This is a genomic window from Myxococcus sp. CA040A (assembly GCF_013336725.1).
GTDB lineage: Bacteria > Myxococcota > Myxococcia > Myxococcales > Myxococcaceae > Myxococcus > Myxococcus llanfairpwllgwyngyllgogerychwyrndrobwllllantysiliogogogochensis.
The window spans coordinates 95,267-116,460 of the sequence record NZ_JABUMR010000017.1 but is presented as its reverse complement, the minus strand read 5'-3'; the positions used below and the strand labels follow the sequence as shown (position 1 = coordinate 116,460).

The following is a 21,194-nucleotide window of genomic DNA, read 5'->3' as shown; positions in this document are numbered from 1 at the left end:
ACATGGACGCCCCCTCTCTCGATGCGAACGCCGCGTGCATCCGCGCCGAGGTCGCCTGGTTCAGCCAACTGCTGGACCTCCGCCTCAAGCAGCACGCCGGAGACGCTCCACACGAGTCCCTCCAGGACGCCCTCTCACCCCCGCGCCTGCCCGAGCTCTCCGCACCCTATGCGGACGTCGTCCGCGAGCTGGAGCTCCCTCCTCCGGAGCGACTGCTCCTCATCCTCGCGTACCTGCCTCACATCCAGCCCGCGGTCCTGGACCCGCTCTTCATCCGCAACCAGGCGCTGGACCGCCGCTTCACCGAGTTCGGCGGACTGGTGGGCAGCTCCCACGGCGGCTTCCTCCCCACGGGTGAGACCGCGTTGTTCCTCCTCGCGGGAGAAGACCTCTCGGCGCGGCTCTCCCATCACCGCCTCTTCCATCCCGAGCACCCACTCCTCGCGCGACGCGTGCTGCGCCTGGAGCGCCGTCACCCGGACGAGCCGCCCCTGTCCGCCGCCCTCCAGCTCACGCCGGAGTACCTGGAGCGCCTCACCACCGGAGGCACGTACCAACCTCCCTTCGGCCCCGAGTTCCCCGCCCAGCGCCTCACCACGCTCCAGACCTGGGACGACCTCGTGCTCGATGGCCCCTTGCGAGAGGAGCTGGAGGACATCATCACCTGGGCGCGCCACCAGCGGACGCTGATGGACACCTGGGGCCTGCGCAAACAGCTCAAGCCCGGCTACCGCAGCCTCTTCCACGGCCCACCCGGCACCGGCAAGACGCTCACCGCCACGCTCCTGGGCAAGGCCACCGGCCTGCCCGTCTTCCGAGTCGACCTCTCCAAGGTCGTGTCCAAGTACATCGGAGAGACGGAGAAGAACCTCGCCAGCCTCTTCGACCACGCCCAGCTCCAGCGCTGGATTCTCTTCTTCGACGAGGCCGACTCCCTCTTCGGCAAGCGCACCGAATCGCGCAACGCCAATGACCAGGCCGCAAACCAGCAGATCTCCTATCTGCTCCAGCGCATCGAGGACTTCCCAGGCATCGCCCTGCTCGCCAGCAACCAGCGCTCGCACTTCGACGAGGCCTTCGCGCGCCGCTTCCAGTCCATGATTCACTTCCCCATGCCCGGCCCGGCGCAGCGCCTGCGGCTCTGGGAGGCGTGCTTCCGCGACAAGCCCTTCCCCCTCGCGCCCGACGTGGACCTGCCCCGACTCGCGCGCGAGCACGAGCTGTCCGGTGGCGCCATCATCAACGTGCTCCGCCACGCCTGCCTCAAGGCCGTCGTCCGCACGCCCCAACAGATTCGCGCACAGGACCTCCTCCACGGCATCACCCGCGAACTCCACAAGGAAGGCCGCTACTCCCTCCCGGGACGATGAAATCTGCTTAACAAGTCTTCCGAGACATACCTTGATTGACGAATCAATCTACCGTTACGGTGGACGCTCCCCCTCTAGCCAGCAGTCCCGTGAGGTGCTCCATGGCGCAGCGTCTTGCCCCCCGGTTGCTCCGACTGCCGTCCCTCCTCCTGGCGTTGCTCGTCCCCTTCGCCGGGGCCGCATCCGTTCCCAATCCCTCCCCTGTCGCGCGCGTGGTGCTCGCGGCGGTGCCGACCACGGGCTTCCAGTTCGTCGACATCCCGGTCGGCAATGGCGTGGTGCTGAAGGCCAACTTCATCGCGCCGACGACGCCCGGCCCCCATCCCGCCGTCGTCTTCATCGCGAGCTGGGGCCTCAATGATTTGGAGTACCTGGCCCAGGCCAAGGCGCTGGCGCAGAAGGGCTACGTGGCCCTCTCGTACACGCCCCGGGGCTTCTGGGCCTCCGGTGGTGGCATCGACACGGGCGGGCCCGCGGACATCGCGGACACCTCGCGCGTCATCGACTGGCTGGTGGCGAATACGCCCACGAACAGCGCGCGCATCGGCCTTGCGGGCGTGTCGTACGGCGCCGGCATCTCGCTCATCGCCTCCGGCTTCGACCCGCGCGTGAAGGCCGTCGCCGCGCTCTCCGGTTGGACGGACCTGGTGGCCTCGCTGTACGGCGGGGACACGCGCAGGCCCCAGGCGGTGGCCCTGCTGGATATCGCCTCGCGCCTGTTGGGCCGTCCCAGCCCCGAGCTGCGCACCACCATCGACAACTACTTCGCCAACCGCGACATCGAGGGCATCAAGAGCTGGGGCCGCGTGCGCTCGGCCGCCACCTACGTGGACCGCATCAACGCGAACGCGCCCGCCATCCTCATCGCCAACGCGTATGGCGACAGCCTGTTTCCGCCCAACCAGCTCTCCGCGTTCTTCGGCCAGCTCACCGGCCCCAAGCGCCTGGAGCTCGCCCCCGGGGACCACGCCGTCGTCGAGGCCACGGGCCTGCTCGGCCTGGAGAACCATGTGTGGACCAGCGTGACGCGCTGGATGGACCAGTACGTGGCCGGCATCAACACCGGCATCGGCAACGAGGCCCCCGTGGTGCTGCGCACCTATGACGGCGACGTGGAGGGCTACACGTCCTGGGCCGACGTGTCCTCGGGCACCCAACGTCACGCGCTCGGCGCCATCCGCCTGCTCGATGGCACCGGCACGCTGGGCGGCTCGTCCACGAACCCATCCCGGACCATTTTTGGCGGCTTCGACACCCACGCCGACGCGGGCGTCGCGCTGCTCACCAACGGGCTCCAGGCGCTGACGGGGATTCCTCCCGTGGTCTGGCTGCCGGGCGTCAACCGCCTCAACGCGGGCGTCTGGACCTCCGGGCTCTCCACGAACGCTGTCGCCATTCGCGGCACGGCCACGCTGCGGCTGCGCATCACCCCGACGACGGCGTCGGGCACCGTGGTCGCCTACCTCTATGACCTGGCCGGCGACTTCGGAGGCCTCATCACCCACGTGCCCCTGAGCTGGACGGGCGCCACGCCCGGCGCGCCGCTCGACTTGAACCTGGTGTTCCCCGCCACGGCGTACGACGTCCCGGCCTGGCACCGGCTCGCGCTCGTCGTCGACACCGAGGACCCGCTCTACTTCGACGCCAACACCACCGGCGCCTCGCTGGCGTTCAGTGGCCCGTCCTGGCTGGACCTGCCACTGCGCTAGAAATGCGCCCCTCCCTCCCGGACTCTTTTCGAGGAGTTCGGGAGGGTCTGCTTCCACCCGCCTCTTGCTGACCTGACACGTCAACGGCACGCGCATTTGCGTCCGGACGTGCCCTGACACGTCAGCAGGGGCTCTCGTCCTCCTGCCTACCGCCCACGACGCCCTGGCCCGGGGCGTGCAAATGTGCACTCACACACATTTGGTGGCTGAAGGCCGCGCGCGCTCCCGGTGAGCAGCGCGGACGTGGAGGAACCCTTGAATTCAAGAAGTCGTCATCCCCTGCTCGGAGGACTGGCCGTTCTCTGGGCGTTTTCCGCTCAAGCACAGGCCCAGCGAATCCCAAGCATCGAGCTGGAGCGATTGCAGCTCAACCCGGGCGCGAAGGACAGCCTCGTGCTGTCCACCGGCGACCTGTTGCCGGACGGCACGTTCCGCATCGCCCTCACGGCGCATTACGAGAACGAGCCGTTGGTGCTGCTGCGCAACGACCAGCGGCAGGGCACCATCATCTCGGACCGCATGACGGTGCACTTCAGTGGCGCCTATGCGGTGACGGACTGGTTGGAAGTGGGCGCGCAGGTGCCCATCGTCGCGCAGTGGGGGCCGGACACGAGCACGCTCGGCTTCGACACGCCGGACACCAGCTCGTTGGGCACGCCCTGGCTGCAGGTGCGCGCGGGCCTGTTGTCCGAGTCGCGCGGTGGACCGCTGGACGTGGGCCTGCACCTGGGCGCCGCGCTGCCCCTGGGCAGTGAGGAAGTGCTCACGAAGGACGACGGCTTCGTCTTCACCCCGCGCCTGGGCCTGGGCAAGAAGCTGGGCGACACCTGGCGCGTGGGCGCCGACGTGGGCGCGCTGGTGCGGACCAAGACGTACGCCCTCTCCCCCGGCGCGGACCCGCTTCGCGACGAGATGGGCGTGGAGATGAACGGCGGTGTGAACCTCACCGCCCACCTGTTCGGCCTGCGCGAGGAACTCGTCGTGCGCGGCACGCTGCCCTTCGCGGACGCGCCGGAGTCGCTGGAGGTGCTGCTGGGTCTGCGCGCGCCGACGAGCAACGGCACCGAGTTCTACGTCATGGGCGGCCCGGGCTTCGGCCAGACGCCCGGCACGCCGGAGTTCCGCGTGCTTGCGGGCGTCAACTTCGGCCCTGGCAACACGCCGGTGGCGTCATGTGTCGCGGGCCAGCCCCACGACGCGGCCCGCTGTCCCGACCTGGACGCGGACGGCGATGGCGTGAAGAACCTCGCGGACCGCTGCCCGACGGCGCCGGGCCTCGCCCAGCTCAACGGCTGCGCGGACGAGGACGACGACAAGGACGGCCTGCTCAACCTGGCGGACCGCTGCCCGGCGAAGGCGGAGAACGTCAACGGCTTCGAGGACTCCGACGGGTGCCCGGATGACCCGGACACGGACGGCGACGGCCTGGCCGACTCCAAGGATACCTGCCCGCGCGAGGCGGAGGACCTGGACGGCTTCGAGGACACCAACGGCTGCCCGGACCCGGACAACGACAAGGACGGCGTGGCCGACGCGCGCGACGCCTGCATGAACGAGGTGGGCCCGAAGGAGAACCGCGGCTGCCCGGACAAGGACCGCGACGGCGATGGCCTCGTGGACCGCCTGGACAACTGCCCCGACGAGCCCGGCACGGAGAAGAACCACGGCTGCAAGCAGAAGCAGCTGGCGCAGATTGGAGAGGGCCAGATTCGCATCCTCGAGGCCGTCTTCTTCGAGAACAACCAGGACGTCATCAGCGCGCGCAGCCACAAGCTGCTCGACGGCGTCGCGTCCATCCTCTCGTCGCACCCTGAAATCGAGAAGCTGCGCGTCGAGGGCCACACCGACAACACGGGCAAGGCCGACTACAACCTGGACCTGTCCCAGCGCCGCGCCGAGGCGGTGGTGAAGTACCTGGTGGGCAAGGGCCTCAGCCGCGAGCGGCTGGAGTCGCAGGGCTTCGGCCCCGCGAAGCCCATCGCCGAGAACACCACCAAGCCCGGCCGCGCCAAGAACCGCCGCGTGGAGTTCCGCATCGTCGGTGACGCCGAGGGCGTCGAGACGAAGCAGGGCGCTCCCACCGACACCATCGAGAAGTGAGGCAGACATTCCATGAACACACGTGTCCCTGAACCCCTTTGTTCCGAGCCCGTGAAGTCCTCGCGCTCGGGGCTCTCCACCGCGCTCGCGCTCGCGCTCTTCACCGCCCTCACCGGCTGCGAGCAGAACACCCCACCCCCTCCCGTCGAGGAATCCGTCCTGGCAAGCCAGGCCGCCGAGGTCGTCGGCGACGGACGCATCCAGCCCGGCGAGCAGTGTGACGACGGCAACACGGTGAGCGGTGACGGCTGTTCCGCCACCGGCACCGTCGAGGCCGGCTATCTCTGTCATGTCCCCGGACGCGCCTGCTCGCTGGCGAGCCTGTGCGGCAACACCGTCGTCAACCCGGGCGAGGCCTGCGACGACGGCGACACCGCCGCTGGCGCCAACGGCTGCACCGCCACGTGCGACCTGTCGCTGTGCGGCAACGGCGTCTTCAACAACCGCCAGTGGCCCAACTTCGACCAGGAGATCTGCGACGACGGCAACCGCACCGAGGGCGACGGCTGCAGCCGCATGTGCGAGGTGGAGCCCGGCTTCGCCTGCGCGGGAACGCCCAGCCGTTGCGTGAGGGCGGGCCTCGCCTTCTTCAACACCGGCGTGGACCAGAACAACCGCCGCCTGGAGTCCGGCGCGGATCCGCACTGGTTCTACCGGGGTGGCACGACGGGCGCCGCCACGGGCGTGCGCAACGCCCAGGACTGGCCGCAGGAAATCACCACGGCCCGCTTCATGGCGGCCCCCCTGGGCGCGCCGGTGTGCGTCTACCAGGACTTCATCATCCCCTCGACGACGAACATCGCCCAGTTCCGCATGCGGCTGGCCACGTTCAATGACAACGAGTTCGACAGCGCGGCGGTCAACGGCGCGGCCTTCACGCCCACCACCGTGAGCGAGCCCGCGGGCAACTCCTGGCAGAAGAACATCATCCGGGAGTTCGGCACGACGGCGGCCTGGCGCATCGGCCTCAACCGCATCGAGCTGTGCAACGAGAACGCGGAGTCGACGCCCAACGCGTTCCGCTACCTCTTCGTGGACGCCTACGACGACCGCTGCGGCGACGGCGCGGTGTCCCTGCGTGAGGAGTGCGACGACGCCAACACCGTCAACAACGACGGCTGCAGCGCCAGCTGCGGCATCGAGCCCGGCTATGGCTGCGCCGGCTCGCCCAGCTCCTGCGCGGCGACGTGTGGCAACGGCCTGCTCAACTCGGGCGAGCAGTGCGACGACGGCAACACCACCATCGGCGACGGCTGCAACGCGTCCTGCCGTATCGAAGCCGGCCACGCATGCCCCACCCCGGGACAGGCGTGTGTCGCCACCTGCGGCAATGGCACCATCAACCCGGGCGAGCTGTGCGATGACGGCAATGGCCTGTCCGGCGACGGCTGCTCCAACTCCTGCCGCATCGAGAGCGGCTACGAGTGCGTGGGCCAGCCGTCCAGCTGCGCTCCGCTGTGCGGCAACTCGCGACTGGACTCCGGCGAGCTGTGCGACGACGGCAACACGAACCTGGGCGACGGCTGCTCCAACGCCTGCACCCTGGAGCTGGGCTATTCCTGTCCGACCGTGGGCCAGCCCTGCGCGAAGACGTGTGGCAACGGCACGGTGAATCCGGGTGAGCAGTGCGACGACGGAAACCTGAACCCGGGCGACGGCTGCGCCACCGAGTGCCGCGTGGAGTCGGGCTACTCGTGCAGCAGGCCCTCCAACGGGCCTTCGGTGTGTGCCCCGACGTGCGGCAACGGCACGGTGGACGCCAACGAGACGTGCGACGACAACAACACCACCGCCGGTGATGGCTGCTCGCAGGGCTGCGGCGTGGAGCCAGGCTACTCCTGCTCCAACACGCCCTCCGACTGCGTCACGCTCTGCGGCGACGGCATCACCGCCGGCAGCGAGGCGTGTGACGACGGCAACATGACGGACGGCGACGGCTGCACCGCGTGCGCCGTGGATTCCGGCTACAGCTGCCCGCCCCCCGGCAACGCCTGCTTCAACACCTGCGGCAATGGCACCCTCAATTCGGGCGAGACGTGCGACGACGGCAACAAGCTGAGCGGCGACGGCTGCTCCGGCATCTGCGCCCAGGAGCCGGGCTACAACTGCAGCGGCTTGCCCTCCAGCTGCGCCACCACCTGCGGCGACGGCGTCGTGGCCGGCTCCGAGGTGTGTGACGACGGCAACCTGAACAGCGGGGACACCTGCTCGCCGCGCTGCCTGTGGGCGAACGGCCAGCCCTGCGCCGCCTCTGGCGTCTGCGAGAGCGGCACCTGCAATCCCCACACGGACGTCTGCGTCACCGCCAACGTGTGCGGCAACGCGATGCTCGACAACGGGGAGCTGTGCGACGACGGCAACACCGCCAACAACGACGGTTGCTCGGCCACCTGCGCCATCGAGGCGGGCCACGGTTGCACCGGCAACCCCTCCGTCTGCGCCGTGACGTGCGGCGACGGCATCAAGGCCGGCTCGGAGGCCTGTGACGACGGCAACACGGAGGCCAACGACGGCTGCTCGGCCACCTGCACCATCGAGGCGGCCCACGGCTGCAAGAACACCGAGGTGCGGGTGTTCTTCACCCGGCAGGGCAGCAGCCAGTGCACCCAGGTGTCCAGCATCGACGAACCGGAGCTGGCCGCGGGCGCCATCCAGGCACCGCTCACCGTGCCGGGCCGCTACCGCGTCGGCTACGTCTCCGGAGCGGTGAGCTACTCCGGTGGCACCAACTGGTACCCGGGCATCTTCGGCTTCAACCACACGTCGGGCACGGGCGAGCAGCGCTTCTCGCTCGGCTTCGTCCCGGCGGGGGGCCCCCCGTCCACCACCCGTGACGCCGCGATGGAGCTGGGCTTCCCGCTGCGCCGCGACTTCGACGCGGCCTCGGGTGACGTGCGCCTGGCGCTCGTCGACACCGACTGCGCCTTGAACAACAACTCGGAGACCGCGGTGGCCTACCGCGTGGACTCGCTGTCCATCTGCCAGCTCATCCCCGTGCTGACGGACCCGACTCCGGGCGGCGTGTCGAACCCCGTCATTGGTGGCACCGGCTCGCCGGGCTCCACCATCAACGTCTACGTCGACGGCAGCCCCACCCCGGCGTGCACCGCCGTCGTCGACAACAACGGCCACTGGACGTGTGATTTGGGCAACATCCCCGAGGGTCCGCACTCGGTGGTCCTCACCTCCACCGAGGTGGGCGCCACGGAGACGGCTCCGCCGGTGGACATCATCATCAACAGCGGGCCGCCCGCCGCGCCCGTCATCACCGGCCCCGTGAATGGCTCCACCACGACTGACTCGACGCCGCCCCTGAGCGGCACGTCCGAGCCGGGCACCACGGTGACGGTGAGCGAGGGTGGCACGGTGCTCTGCACCGCGACCGCCGACGCCGCCGGAAACTGGAGCTGCACGCCCGCCACGCCGCTGACCGACGGTCCGCACACCATCACCGCCGTCGCCACCGAGGATGTGGGCAACCCCAGCGCGCCCTCGGCCCCGGTGACCTTCACCGTGGACACCACGCCGCCGGCCGCGCCCGTCATCACCGGCCCCGCGAACGGCTCGGTGCTGGACACGTCCACCCCGGCCATCTCCGGCACCTCCACGCCGGGCTCCACGGTGACGGTGCGCGAGGGAGACACCGTGCTGTGCACGGCGACCACGAGCGCCACGGGGGCCTGGAGCTGCACGCCCGCCACGCCGCTGGCGGACGGCACACACGCGGTCGTCGCCAACGCCACGGATTCGACAGGCCTCACGAGCGCGCCCTCCAATGTCGACACCTTCCGCATCGACACGCAGGCGCCGGACACGTCGTTCGGCCGCGGCCCGCCGGCTCGCACCGGAGACCCGGAGGCTCCGTTCGCGTACGCCTCCAACGAGGGCAGCGTGACGTACGAGTGCAGCCTGGACGGCGGCCCCTTCATCGCCTGCCAGGAGACCTACGACGTCAACGACGGTGACCACACCCTGCGGGTGCGCGCCACCGACGAAGCCGGCAACGTGGATGCCTCCCCCGCCGAGTACCGGTGGACGGTGGTGAACACGCGCGCCTTCGCGGGCGGCGGCTGCAGCGCGGCCCCGGCGACGTCCTGGCTGCCCCTGCTGGCGCTGCTGGGTCTGCGCCTGCGCCGCAAGCAGCGCCGGTAGCGACGGTTTTCCGCCGGGGGGTCCACATCCCTTCCCCCAGTCCCCGACCCCGGGGACTCGTGGACCTCCCGGCGGATCTCCCCGTAAAACCGCGCAACCCCGTATGCTGGGGGCCGTGGACATCGCGGGGAAGAAGCAGGAGACGTTCGAGGAGGAGCTGCTCCTCGCGCTGGACGAAGGGCTCGTCTCCGCCGAGGAGGCGGCCGCCCTGCGCGAGGAGGCGCTCGGCCTGGGGCGCAGTCCCCTGGAGCTGCTGAGGGAGCAGGGGCGCCTGGGCGAGCACACGCTGAGCGAGCTGCGCGAGGAGGTCTCCCGGGAGTTGGGAGGCTCCGGTGGGCAGAGCCCGCAAGAGGCAGCCACGCTGGACCCGGACACACCCATGGTGCCCCCGCCGGCCGCCCCCGCGTCCACCGACTCACACGCGGAGCCGTCCTTCCCCGTGCTAGACTGGGACCGCTACCAGCCCGTGCGCTTCCTGGGGCAGGGCGGCATGGGACAGGTGTTCCTGGCATATGACCCGCTGCTGCGCCGCAACGTCGCGCTCAAGTTCGTGAAGGGCGGAGACCCGGAGCTGGCGCGCCGCTTCCTCTCCGAGGCCCGCGCCCAGGCCCGCGTGCGTCACGAACGCGTGTGCGAGGTGTACGAGGTCGGTGAGGTGCAGGGGCGCGGCTACATCGCCATGCGCTACGTGGCCGGCCAGTCCCTGGGCCAGCTGGCGCCGTCGCTGACGCCAGAGCAGAAGGTGCTGGTGCTGCGGCAGGCCGCGGAGGGTGTGCACGCCGCGCACCGCGCGGGACTGGTCCACCGGGACATCAAACCCGGCAACATCCTGGTGGAGCGCACGGAGGACGGAGACTTCGCGCCCTTCGTCATGGACTTCGGACTGGCGCGGGACTGGCGCGAGGAGGGCGGACTGCACGGCGTGGTGATGGGCACGCCGCACTACATGGCCCCCGAGCAGGCCAAGGGCGACACGGCGCGGTTGGACCGGCGCGTGGACGTCTACGGCCTGGGCGCCACGCTGTACCTGTTGCTCACCGGACAGACGCCCTTCCAGGGCACCCGCGAGCACGACATCATCACCCGACTCCAGACCGAGGAGCCCCGGCCGCCGCGCACGGTGGACCGGGACATCCCCCAGGATTTGGAGGCCATCGTCCTCAAGTGCCTGGAGAAGGACCGCTCGGCCCGCTACGACTCGGCGCGAGCGCTGGCGGATGACCTGGAGCGCTTCCTTGGCGGAGAGCCGGTGCAGGCGCGGCGCGGCCTGGGCTACCGGCTGCGCAGAAAGGCGCGCAAGCACCGCGTGGCGCTGAGCGCGGGCCTGGCGGCGCTGACCGTGGTGGCGCTGGCGCTGGGGCAGGCGGTGCTGGCGCGCAGCGAGGTGGCCGAGCGCGAGCGGCTCACGCGCAGCTTCACCGAGCGGGTGGAGCGCATCGAGGCCGCCGCGCGCTACTCATTCCTCTCGCGCCTGCACGACACGCGCGAGGACCGCACCGCCCTGCGCGCCAGCATGGACGCGCTGGAGGCCGAGGTGCGGGAGGCGGGTGAACACGCGGTGGGCCCCGGCCACTACGCGCTGGGCCGCGCGCTGTTGGCGCTGGGCGACGTGGAGGGCGCTCGCCGGAAGCTCGAGTCCGCGTGGGAGCATGGCTACCGCGAGCCTCGCGCGGCCTGGGCCCTGGCGCTGGTGCTGGGAGACCAGTACCGCGAGAAGCTGCTGCTGGACGTCGAGCGGCGCAGTCCCGAGCAACGCGAGCTGCGCCGCCGCGAGCTGGAGCAGCGCTATCGGGACCCGGCGCTGGCGTACCTGCGTCAGGCCGAGGGTCCGGATGTCCCGGCGCCGCCGCTGTACGTGAAGGCCCTGTTCGCCTTCCACGAGGGGCGCCATGAGGAGGCGCTGGCGCACCTGGAGGCGATGAGCCACACCCAGCCCTGGTTCTACGAAGCGCCGCTGCTGCGCGGAGACGTGTACCTGGCGCGCGCCATGGGGCGCTGGCACCAGGGCGACGGCGTGGGCTCGCAGGCGGACCTGGAGGCCGGACGGCGCGCGTACGCCGCGGCCATCGCCACGGCGGAGAGTCAGCCCGACGGCCACTACGCCCTGGGGCGACTGGAGCTGGCCGCGCTCGTGATGGAGCTGTACGGCGCGGGCAACGTGCTGCCGCCCTACCAGCGGGGCCTGGAGTCGCTGGACTACGCGCTCACGGCCGCGCCGGACCATCACCGCTCGCTCATCGTGCGCTCGCGGCTCTACCGCCGCCTGGGCGAGCAGCACTCCAACCAGAACACCGACGACGTGGAGATGCTGTTCGGCAAGGCCATCGACGCGGCCCAGGCCGCGCTGAAGCTTGCGCCCCCGAGCGACCGCGTCACGCTGGAGCTGGCCATCATCCACCGGCTGTGGGCCCGCCACCGCCAGCGGCTGTCGCAGGACCCTCGCGAGCAGCTCGGCCTCTCCATTGACGCCCTGGAGCGGCTGGGCCCCGAGGAGCGCGACTATGCCTTCCACGCCAACCTGGGCCTGACGCACCAGGTGTGGGCCGACTACGAGAGCGAGCACGGGGAGGATTCGCTCGTCCACCAGGGCAAGGCCATCGACGCGTACCTCGCCGCCATCCGCGTGAGGGAGAACCAGGCGGACGCGTGGATCAACCTCGGCAATTCCTATCGCGCGCGGGCGGCCATCCCCAGCGCCCCGGACGCCTCGGGAGATTTGACGCGGGCGATGGAGGCCATCGAGCGCGCGCTCACGCTCAACCCGCGCAACGTCATGGCCTGCTTCCAGGGCGCGGACGTCTCCGAGCAGCTGGCGCGCTGGCGACAGGAGCACGGGCAGGACCCGGAGCCGGACCTGGAGCGGGCGCTGGCGCTCTACCGGCAGGGCCGGGACATCAACCCCAAGCTGCCGCAGCTCCACAACGGCCTGGGCGCCGCGCTCCTCGCGCAGGCCGAGCAGCGCTGGGAGGACGGAAAGGACGTGGGGGCACTGCTGACCGAGGCGCGCAAGGCCTTCGAGCAGGCGCGCGCCGTGGCCCCGCAGCAGGCCTTCGCCTACAACAACCTGGGCGAGGTGGAGGCGGTGCGCGCGGGCTTCCTCGTCGCGCGCGGGGACGACCCCGGCCCCAGCCTCAAGGCGGCGAAGGAGGACTACCGCCGCGCGCTGGAGCTGCTCCCCGGCGACGCGGACCTGTGGACCAACCTGGCGCGGGTGCATGTGCTGTGGGCCACCCACGCGCTGGCGCGCGGGCGCGACGTGGGCCCGGACCTGGCCCAGGCGGAGGAGGCGCTCGCCCGCGCCCGCGAGCTCAACCCGAAGCTGGCCTACGCGTGGCGCTACCAGGGCGGCGTGCTGGACGTGCGCGCCCGCGACAAGGCCCGGCGAGGCACCGCGAAGGACGAGGACTTCCAGCACGCCGCGGAGGCGCTCGCTCGCGCGGTGGAGCTGGCGCCCAGGCGGCACGAGTACGTGCTCGCGGCCGGGGAGCTGCAGCTCGCGTGGGGGCGCTGGAAGCAGTCGCAGGGAGAAGACGCGACCCCCATGCTGACGCGGGGGTTGGAGCACGTCGCGCACATCGTCGCGGCGCGGCCGGCGTGGGCGAAGGCCCTGCTGTTGCGCGCGGGACTGCGGCTCGCGCTGGCCGACAACGCGCCCACCGAGCAACAGCAGGCGTGGCGCGTGCAGGCCCGAGAGGACGCGGAGGTGGCGCTCTCGCGAAACCCCCACCTCGCGCCGGGCTGGAAGGGCAGGCCCACCTCCGACTCGGAGCTGTCGGCCCGCCCTCCCCCGCCTTGAGGCGCGGCGACTACTTCTTCTTGAAGTCTTCCGGCGGGTCGGTCGTCACGTCCAGGCCGCCCTTCTTCGTCTCGTAGTTGTTGCCCGGGCCGTGCTTCGCGTCGGGCAGAATCACCTGGAACGGGTACTTGTCCGGCGCGCACGTCAGCGTCACGCTGTTCGTGCTGTTGGAAGAAGCCAGGGTGCTGTTGTTCAGGAAGAACGGGCCGGGATTCGAAAGGCACGTCCCGTCGGGGAACTTCACCTCGGCGGAAACGACTCCATCCAGGGTGAACGTCACCGAGTCACCGTGACGGACGCGGGGCTCTTCCGGGGTGGGTCCTGAGGACTGAATCCTGATGACGATATCGGCCATGGGCCGTGGCTCCTTCTGGGGGTTGGACTGACTGTCTGTGGCAACAGATTGCAGGCACCGTACCAGCGCGTGCCGACATGCGGCTCACTCGGAAGCCCCCTCCGGGCACGCGGTGCCGGGGAGCGATGGACGCGTCAACGACGTGTCATGCCCGGAGGCTGACGCGTCCACTCACGCGTCCGACAGGCCCAGCTCGCGCACGCGGCGCTGCAGGGCGCGGCGGGAGACCTCCAGCCGCTGCACCATCTTGTCCAAATCCCCCTCGCACTCCTGGAAGCAGCGGGTGATTTCCTCCGGGCTCAAGTCCCGGGCGGTGCGGATGAGCGAGCTCTTGTCGATGAGGACGTAGACGGAGGGGCGCGGAATGCCGAGGAAGTCCGCGGTGGCCTTCAAGTCCCAGGAGCACGCGCGCAGGGCCTCCAGCAGCTCGTCCTCCCCGACCTCGGACGGCTTGCGCCGGGAGGACTTCGCGTCGGCGGCGTCGGGCTGGCCCGAGGTGGGCGCGGTCAGCACCTTGCCCGGCACGGGCAGCGACTCCGCATCCAGCGTCTGCTCCAGCCGCGAGTCCACGCGCAGGCCCGGCAGGCCCCGGCTGCCGATGATGAGCTGCCGGGTGATGTTGCGCAGCTGCCGGACGTTGCCGGGCCACGCGTAGCGCACCAGCCGGACGGCGACGGCCGCGGGCAGCCAGGGCTGCGCGCGCGGGTCGGTGGAAGCCAGGCGCCACGTCTCGCCCGTCGTCTCCAGCTCCTGGCGCGCGAAGTGGAGGAACAACAGGCCAATGTCCTCGCGCCGCTCGCGCAGCGGGGGCACCCGCAGCTCGAAGCCCGCCAGCCGGTGCAGGAGCGGCGCCTTGAACAGGCGCTCCTCGATGCGCGCCTCGAGATTCGAGTCCGTGGCGGCGACGAGCCGCACGTCCACGGGCACCGGCGTGTGGCCGCCCACCGGATACACCTCGCCCGTCTCCAGCACGCGCAAGAGCGCCGCCTGCACCTCGGCGGGCGCTTCCCCCACCTCATCCAGGAACAGGGTGCCTCCGTGCGCGGCGCGGAAGAAGCCCTCGCGATCTCTACTGGCGCCCGTGTACGCGCCGCGCTGCGCGCCAAACAGCTCCGCGGCCACCAGCTCCTTGGAGAGCGCGCCCAGGTTGACGCTGACGAAGGGCCCCGAGCGACGCGGGCCGTGCTCGTGGATGGCGCGCGCCACCAGCTCCTTGCCCGTGCCCGTCTCCCCCCGGATGAGCACCGGCACCTGGAGGTCCGCCACCCGCAGGATGTCCTCGCGGAGCTGCCGGATGCCCTCGCCCTGCCCCACCAGCCCCAGGTCCTTGTGGGAGACCACGTCCCCACCCGAGGAGGCCAGGTGCAGCAGCAGCACCACGCGCTCGGCCAGCACCAGCGGCACGCCGGCGACCAGCTCCTCGTGGGTGAACTCCCGGCCTCCGGCGACGGACTCCCCGGCCACGCAGACCTGGGTGCCATCCTCCGGCACCAGCAGGCGCAGGCCGCCATGGGAGCCCGGCTCGAACAGCACCGGCGTCCGGCTGAGGAAGGGGTCTCCCAGGGGCAGCGCCAGCAGTCCTCCCGGGCGGGAGAAGTCCGGCGCGTTGCGCGACAGCGCCGCCGTCCGGCCCACGCTGGCGAGCACCTCCAGCAACAGCCGCTCACCGATGCGCTGGGGATGGGGATGCGACACGACCGTCAAGGCCGGCACACTCCGCGGGGCCTGCGCGGACTTGCCCTTCGTATGGACGGCGGTCGTCGACATGTCGGCGGCGAGCTTTTGCTGCATGGGCTGGTTCGATTTCCAGGTGCTTCCAACCTATCAGCGTACACCGGCCCGGCGCGGGGAGATCAGCCGAGGCGACTCAACCGTCAGCGAAGCTACGCTCACGGGAGCAGGCCCTCGCCAGCTCGCCAGCCAGCGGCCTCACGTGTGGGCCGCTGACGTCATCGCTCCCCATCACCTCATTCCAGGGAGGCTGAAAGGGACGCGGCCCTGAGAGGCCCCCCACGCGGTGGAGATTGTCCACCGCGTGCGGGGGCTGTGGGTCTCAGGCCGTCGGGCCCGTCGTGTCCGACGGGGGAGGCGCCGCGGGGCTGGCGCTCTCTTCGGGCGTGGTGCCCGTGGCGGTCGCCGCGGGCTTCTCAGAAGAGGCCGGGGAGGGGGTCGACGGCCGCTTGGGGCCGGCCGCGGCGCGGGCCTGCTCACGGGCACGCTGGGCGATCTTCGGCGTGGGCGCGAGAATCATGAACATCAAGCGCCCTTCCATGCGCGGGGCCTGCTCCACCACCGCGACGTCCTTCAGGTCCTTCGCCACGTCGTCGAGGATGGCGGTGCCCTGCTCCTTGTGCGTGATTTCACGCCCGCGGAACTGGATGACCACCTTCGCCTTGTTGCCATCTTCGATGAAGCCGCGGGTGTTGCGGACCTTGAACTCGTAGTCGTGGTCCTCCGTCTTGGGACGGAGCTTCACTTCCTTGAGGTGGACGATGAGCTGGGCGCGCTTGGCTTCCGCGGCCTTCTTCTTCTCCTCGTACTTGAACTTGCCGTAGTCCATGATCTTGCAGACTGGCGGCTGAGCCATCGGACTGACCTCGACCAGGTCGAGCCCTTCCGAGCGGGCCTTGTCGAGCGCGGCCTCGAGCGGCATGACTCCGAGCTGTGAGCCATCGGAGCCGACCACCCGGACTTCACGGGCGCGGATGCGGCGATTGGTTCTCTGGTCGCGGCTCCCGCCGCGGCTGCCTCTTTGATCACGAAGAATGTGACGCTCCTGCGAAAGGGTGGAAGGACCTGCTGCCCCAAGGGTGGGCAGGTCACTGAGTTACGGCATGGGGTGGGTCGATGCGTACGGCGGGCGGCCCGCCCCTCTGACACTCGCGCACGGTGCGGCCTCTCCGTGCGACACTTCGAATCTAATCGCCCCCTTGCCCCGTGAGAAAGGGAGCAAGCGGGAAGACACGTCCCAGGGGCGAGGACTAGCCCACCGGCGGACATAACACCAGGGCCCCTTCCTTGCCCCGGAATCCCACCCTGGGTCAGCCATTGGACGAAGCGCGGCGGGCCCGCCACGCGTCCCGGCCCTGGCCCCAGAGTTCCACGAGGGAGCTCTCCATGGGGGCGGGGAGCTTGCCGGGGCCGCGCAGGCTCGAGCCCAGGCGGCGGGCCACCTGCTGGGAGCCGGTGTTGTCCGGGGCGATGGAGTGGATGATGTCCGTCCAGCCCAGGTGGTCGAAGGCCCAGTCCATGGCGGCCGAGGCGGCCTCGGTGGCGTAGCCCCTGCCCCAGGTCTCCCGCAGCAGGGCCCAGCCGACCTCCGTGCCCGGCCACCCTTCCGGCTGCCAGGGGCCCACCCGGCCCACCCACCTGCCCGTGGAGCGCTCCAGCACGGAGAACATGCCAAAGCCCTGGAGCGCCCAGCTCCCTGCCATGGAGCTCATGGCCCGCCAGACGACGGAGCGGGGCTGGAGGCCGCCGATGTGGCGCGAGGAGTCGGGGTCGGCCATCAGGGCCACGAAGCCCTCGAAGTCCTCCCGCGCCGTCGGGCGCAGGATGAGGCGCGCGGTTTCAAGCGTCGGTCCCGGTGCTTGCATCATCAAGTTCCTTTGGAGAATCGAGCGGCGCGGCAGGGTTGCACCCGCCCCCCGCCGGGGCAAGCGCTCGTTGCCCCGTGGCAGGCGCCCTCGCCACAAGCGCGGCTTCTCCTCTCGGTTATCCGGAAAAGCCCCAAGCGCCCGCCTGTCCGGACATCGGGTCGCGGGGCAGGCCCCTCGTCGCTAGGACAGCGGCGCACACGACGGCGCGAGGGCCTTCCCATGTGGACCGAGACACGAGTGGCACGGATGCTTGGAACCCGGCTCCCCCTCATCCAGGGGCCGTTTGGCGGAGGCATGTCGTCGACGCGGCTGGCGGCGGCGGTGTCCGAGGCGGGAGGGCTGGGCTCGTTCGGCGCGCACCACCTGAGCGCGTCGCACATCGAGGACACCGTCCGGGAGCTGCGGGGGCTCACCTCGCGGCCGTTCGCCATCAACCTGTGGGTCCCGCTGGAAGGGGAGCGGGAGCTGCGCCCCACGCCGGAGGAGTTCCAGGCGAACGTCGCCCGGCTGAAGCCCTGGTACGACGAGCTGGGCCTGCCCGCGCCCACTTACCCCAGCGCCTTCTCCCAGGACTACGACGCGCAGCTTGACGCGGTGCTCGCGCTCAAGCCGCCGGTGTTCAGCTTCATCTTCGGCATCCCCTCGGCGCGCATCCTGGAGGCGTGCCGGGCCTCCGGAATCCTCACGGTGGGGACGGCGACGAACGTGGACGAGGGGCTCGCGCTGGAGCACGCGGGCGTGGACCTCATCGTCGCGTCGGGCAGCGAGGCGGGTGGACACCGGGCCTCGTTCCTCAGGCCCGCGGACGAGTCCCCCGCGACGACGGCGCTGGTGCCTCAGCTGGTGGACCGGGTGCGCACGCCCGTCATCGCCTCGGGTGGCATCGCCGACGGCAGGTCGGTGGCCACGGCCCTGGCGCTGGGAGCCGAGGGTGTCCAGGTGGGCACCGCCTTCCTCGCATGCGAGGAGTCCAACGCCAGTGACGTCTATCGCAAGGCGCTGCGCCAGGAGTCCGCGCGCGCCACGGTGCTGACGCGCGTCTTCTCCGGACGCTATGCGCGTGGCATCAAGAACCGCTTCCTGCGGGAGATGACGCCTCACGAACACGACGTCCCGCCCTACCCCGTGCAGAACTGGTTCACCCAGCCGCTGCGGCAGGCGGCGGCCCGTCAGGGGCGCGAAGACCTCCTGTCGCTGTGGGCGGGCCAGAACGCGCCCCTCATCCGGCACTCGCGCGCGCCGGAGCTGGTCGACTTCCTGGAGAAGGACACCACCCGCGTGCTGGCGCGGCTCGCGGGACTCTGAGCCGCGCGAGGCGTCGGTCCAGGAGGCGCTCGCGCCGCACGCCCTCCCTCCAAGCCCTCGCGGCGCCTTGACGGCGCGGGAAGTCCCGTGCTCAAGCACCGACGAATGTCGGACCCAAGCGCCCCCCTTCCCGCCCCACCCGAGACACCGTCGGCGCCGCTCCCCCCGTGGGAGCGCCTGCATCACGCGTGGGATGCCCTCACCCGGTGGGGCAAGGCCCAGGCGGGCCCGCTGGGAGCGGCGCTCGTCGGGCTGCTCACGTTCCTGGCGACCTTCGGGCCGGGCGCGCTCGCACCCTGGCGACTCGGCTGGCTCATCCGGGACGACTTCAGTCAGCACCTGTTGGGGTGGCTCTTCTTCCGCCAGACGCCGCTCGGCCTGCCGCTGGGAGCCACGCCCAACTACCTCCATCCGCTGGGGACCTCGCTCGGGTACACGGACTCGATTCCCTGGGTGGGCTTGCTGCTGCGGCCCTTCTCCTTCGCGCTGCCCACGGACTTCCAGTACATCGGCCCGTGGATGTGTTTGTGCCTCATGCTGCAAGGCGCGTCCGCGGCGTGGGTGGCGCGGCGCATGGGCGCCTCCACGCAGCACCAGTGGTGCGTGGGTGGACTGCTGGTGCTGTCGCCCGTGCTGCTCTCGCGGATGACCTTCGCGCACGAGGCCCTGTGCGCGCACTGGCTGCTGGTGCTGCTGGTGGGGCTCCACCTGATTCCCCAGCGCGACGCGCGTGACGCGAAGCAGGCGCTGGGGATGGGCCTGTCGCTCTGTGTCTTCGCCGCGGGTGTCCACCCCGTCATCGCCGCCATGACGTTGCCGCTCGCGCTGTCGCTGTGCGCGCGAACGGCGCTGGAGCGGAAGCTGCCCTTCACCTGGCCCGCGCTCGCGGCGGTGGCCTGCTTCGCGTCCGTGCTCGGCCTCTTCTTCGCCTTCGGCTACCTGGGCACCGGCATCCCCGTGAGCGCCACGGAGTTCGGTGACTACTCCTCGGACCTGACCACGCTGTTCAACAGCATTGGCCACGGCGAGATTCGCTGGTCCCGCTTCCTGCCCCCGCTGCCCAGGAACGGAACCCAGAACGAGGGCTTCGGCTACCTGGGCATGGGGGGCCTCGTCGCGCTCGTCATCGTGCTCGGGCTCATGGCCCGCGAGCCCCGGCGCATCCTGTCGCTGTGGCGGCGCTGGGTGCCCCTCACCGTCGTCGCCCTGGGACTGGCCTTCTTCGCCCTCTCGTGGCGCATCACCTTCCAGGGCGTGCAGGTGGCCGACGTGTCCGCGCTCTATCGCCCCGTGCTCAAGTGGGTGGAGGCGTTCCGCTCCTCGGGCCGCTTCATCTGGCCGCTGCACTACCTGCTGCTCGTGGGGGCCGCGCTCGCGCTGCCTCGGCTGGTGCGCCCGTCGCTCGCGCCCACGCTGGCGGGGCTGCTGCTGCTCATCCAGGGCCTGGACCTCAACCTGGGCGAAGGGCGCAGGGCCCAAGGAGGAGGCCGTTGGAACACGCTCCCGTCCCCCGCGCTCACCGAGGCGGCGAAGGGCCGCAAGCACCTGGCGCTGTATCCGCCGCAGATGCATGACGGCTCCGGCCGGGGCTGCCGCGCGGGCCCCATGGACTTCCACCGCTGGGCCTACCGCGCGTACCGGCTGGGCCTCACCTTCAACAGCGGCTATGTCGCGCGCATCGACGACGCCAAGGCGCAGACGTACTGCCTGGGCATGGACGCCGAAATCGCCGCGGGCAGGCTGGACCCCGAGACGGTCTACCTGGTCATCCCCGTGAGGGTGCGCTGGCTCCAGAAGATTCCGGGCGCGCACTGCACGCCGGAGGACGGGCTGTGGCTGTGCGTCTACAACGAGCCGCCCGCGTCCTCCGTGTCCGGTCGCTGAAACCCCCGGCTCAGGCGGCCGGGGGGGCCTGACGCGCTGGCGGCTCGACGGGCATGAGCGCGTTCAGGTTGGCGTGGATGGTGTTGCAGATGGAGTCCAGCGGCAGGTCGTTGTCGTCGTGGCCGAAGGGGTCTTCGATTTCGACGCCGATCTCCTCGATGCCGAAGAAGATGTACGCGACGACGAACGTGGCGAGCACGGTCAGCCCACCGAAGGACTCCACCAGCGCGAAGGGCAGCGTGTAGCAGAAGACGAGCAGCGCCCGGCGCAGGTGCATCACATACGCGAAGGGGATGGGCGTCTTGCGGATGCGCTCACAGCCGCCGATGTAGTCGACGAGCAGGTGGACGTCCTGGTCCAGCTGCATCTGCACGTACTCGGAATAGAGGCCCTTGCGCCGGCCGGCGTCGAGCAGCGCGCTCATCTTCCGCGCCACCGCGAACGGCACGTGCTGCGCGCGCATCACCTCCGCCACCTCGTCCGGCGGCAGCTCCTGGGCCAGGGGCCCCAGCTCCGCCTTGGTGCGCAGGAACGACGCGGACGCGAAGGGGAAGGCGGCCGTCCACCGCAGCAGCGCGGCGTAGAGGGCGGGCTCGGACTGGAGGAAGACGCCCGCGGCGCGCGCCAGGTTGCGCGTCTCGTTGACGATGCCACCCCACAGCTTCCGCCCCTCCCAGAAGCGGTCATAGGAGGAGTTCGTGCGGAAGACGAGCAGGAGGCTCAAGGAGATTCCCGCCAGCGTGTGGACCGTGGGGGGAATCGCCACCGAGCGGACATGGGAATGGAAGATGGTGACGCCCAGCGCCCACAGGACGCAGACCATGACTCGGGCCACGATTTCGCGGACCATCGAGCCCTTGAGATAGTGGAAGTAACTCCACCAACGATGCGGATCGTACTCAACCATGGGATTCGAGGGCGTAG

At 70.7% G+C, this 21,194-nt stretch carries 12 protein-coding genes; 7 read left to right on the top strand and 5 right to left on the bottom strand.

Annotated features, from left to right (window positions below; translation table 11 throughout):
• Positions 1-2: 2 nt before the first annotated feature.
• From HUA75_RS43465 to HUA75_RS43445, 5 genes are all read left to right on the top strand, one after another.
• Positions 3-1,370 (top strand): ATP-binding protein, encoded by a 1,368-nt coding sequence (locus HUA75_RS43465; protein WP_174464513.1) that lies wholly within the window; start codon positions 3-5, stop codon positions 1,368-1,370.
• A 101-nt stretch (positions 1,371-1,471) separates the two neighbouring features.
• Complete coding sequence (locus HUA75_RS43460; protein ID WP_141644319.1) at positions 1,472-3,079, top strand: CocE/NonD family hydrolase; 1,608 nt, start codon at positions 1,472-1,474, stop codon at positions 3,077-3,079.
• 255 nt (positions 3,080-3,334) lie between these two features.
• Positions 3,335-5,179 carry an OmpA family protein gene (locus HUA75_RS43455; RefSeq protein WP_217442681.1) on the top strand — a complete coding sequence of 615 codons (1,845 nt, stop codon included), beginning with the start codon at positions 3,335-3,337 and terminating at the stop codon, positions 5,177-5,179.
• A 12-nt stretch (positions 5,180-5,191) separates the two neighbouring features.
• Entirely contained in the window at positions 5,192-9,331 is a 4,140-nt protein-coding gene (locus HUA75_RS43450; protein ID WP_174489791.1) for a DUF4215 domain-containing protein, read from the top strand.
• A gap of 103 nt (positions 9,332-9,434) precedes the next feature.
• A complete protein-coding gene (locus tag HUA75_RS43445; RefSeq protein WP_174489790.1) occupies positions 9,435-13,127 on the top strand; it encodes a serine/threonine-protein kinase in 3,693 nt (1,230 codons plus the stop codon).
• Between the two features lie 10 nt (positions 13,128-13,137).
• On the opposite strand, the gene HUA75_RS43440 is transcribed toward HUA75_RS43445, so the two are convergent.
• The 4 genes from HUA75_RS43440 to HUA75_RS43425 form a co-directional block, all read right to left on the bottom strand.
• Positions 13,138-13,482 carry a hypothetical protein gene (locus HUA75_RS43440; RefSeq protein ID WP_141644316.1) on the bottom strand — a complete coding sequence of 115 codons (345 nt, stop codon included), beginning with the start codon at positions 13,480-13,482 and terminating at the stop codon, positions 13,138-13,140.
• Between the two features lie 171 nt (positions 13,483-13,653).
• Positions 13,654-15,273, bottom strand: a complete 1,620-nt coding sequence (locus HUA75_RS43435; protein WP_141644315.1) for a sigma 54-interacting transcriptional regulator — start codon at positions 15,271-15,273, stop codon at positions 13,654-13,656.
• A gap of 262 nt (positions 15,274-15,535) precedes the next feature.
• Entirely contained in the window at positions 15,536-16,189 is a 654-nt protein-coding gene (gene infC / locus HUA75_RS43430) for a translation initiation factor IF-3 (RefSeq protein ID WP_371745711.1), read from the bottom strand.
• Between the two features lie 334 nt (positions 16,190-16,523).
• Positions 16,524-17,078: a GNAT family N-acetyltransferase gene (locus HUA75_RS43425; protein ID WP_174457847.1), complete on the bottom strand. Its 555-nt coding sequence runs from the start codon at positions 17,076-17,078 to the stop codon at positions 16,524-16,526.
• A gap of 249 nt (positions 17,079-17,327) precedes the next feature.
• Between HUA75_RS43425 and HUA75_RS43420 the strand changes: the two genes are divergently transcribed.
• Complete coding sequence (locus HUA75_RS43420) at positions 17,328-18,386, top strand: nitronate monooxygenase family protein (RefSeq protein ID WP_254628072.1); 1,059 nt, start codon at positions 17,328-17,330, stop codon at positions 18,384-18,386.
• 105 nt (positions 18,387-18,491) lie between these two features.
• On the top strand, positions 18,492-20,270 hold the full coding sequence (locus tag HUA75_RS43415; RefSeq protein ID WP_174489788.1) for a DUF6311 domain-containing protein: 1,779 nt from the start codon (positions 18,492-18,494) through the stop codon (positions 20,268-20,270).
• A 10-nt stretch (positions 20,271-20,280) separates the two neighbouring features.
• Here the strand turns inward: HUA75_RS43415 and HUA75_RS43410 are convergent, their stop codons facing one another.
• Positions 20,281-21,177, bottom strand: coding sequence for a bestrophin family protein (locus HUA75_RS43410; protein ID WP_174463987.1), 897 nt, complete (start codon positions 21,175-21,177; stop codon positions 20,281-20,283).
• Positions 21,178-21,194 lie beyond the last annotated feature (17 nt).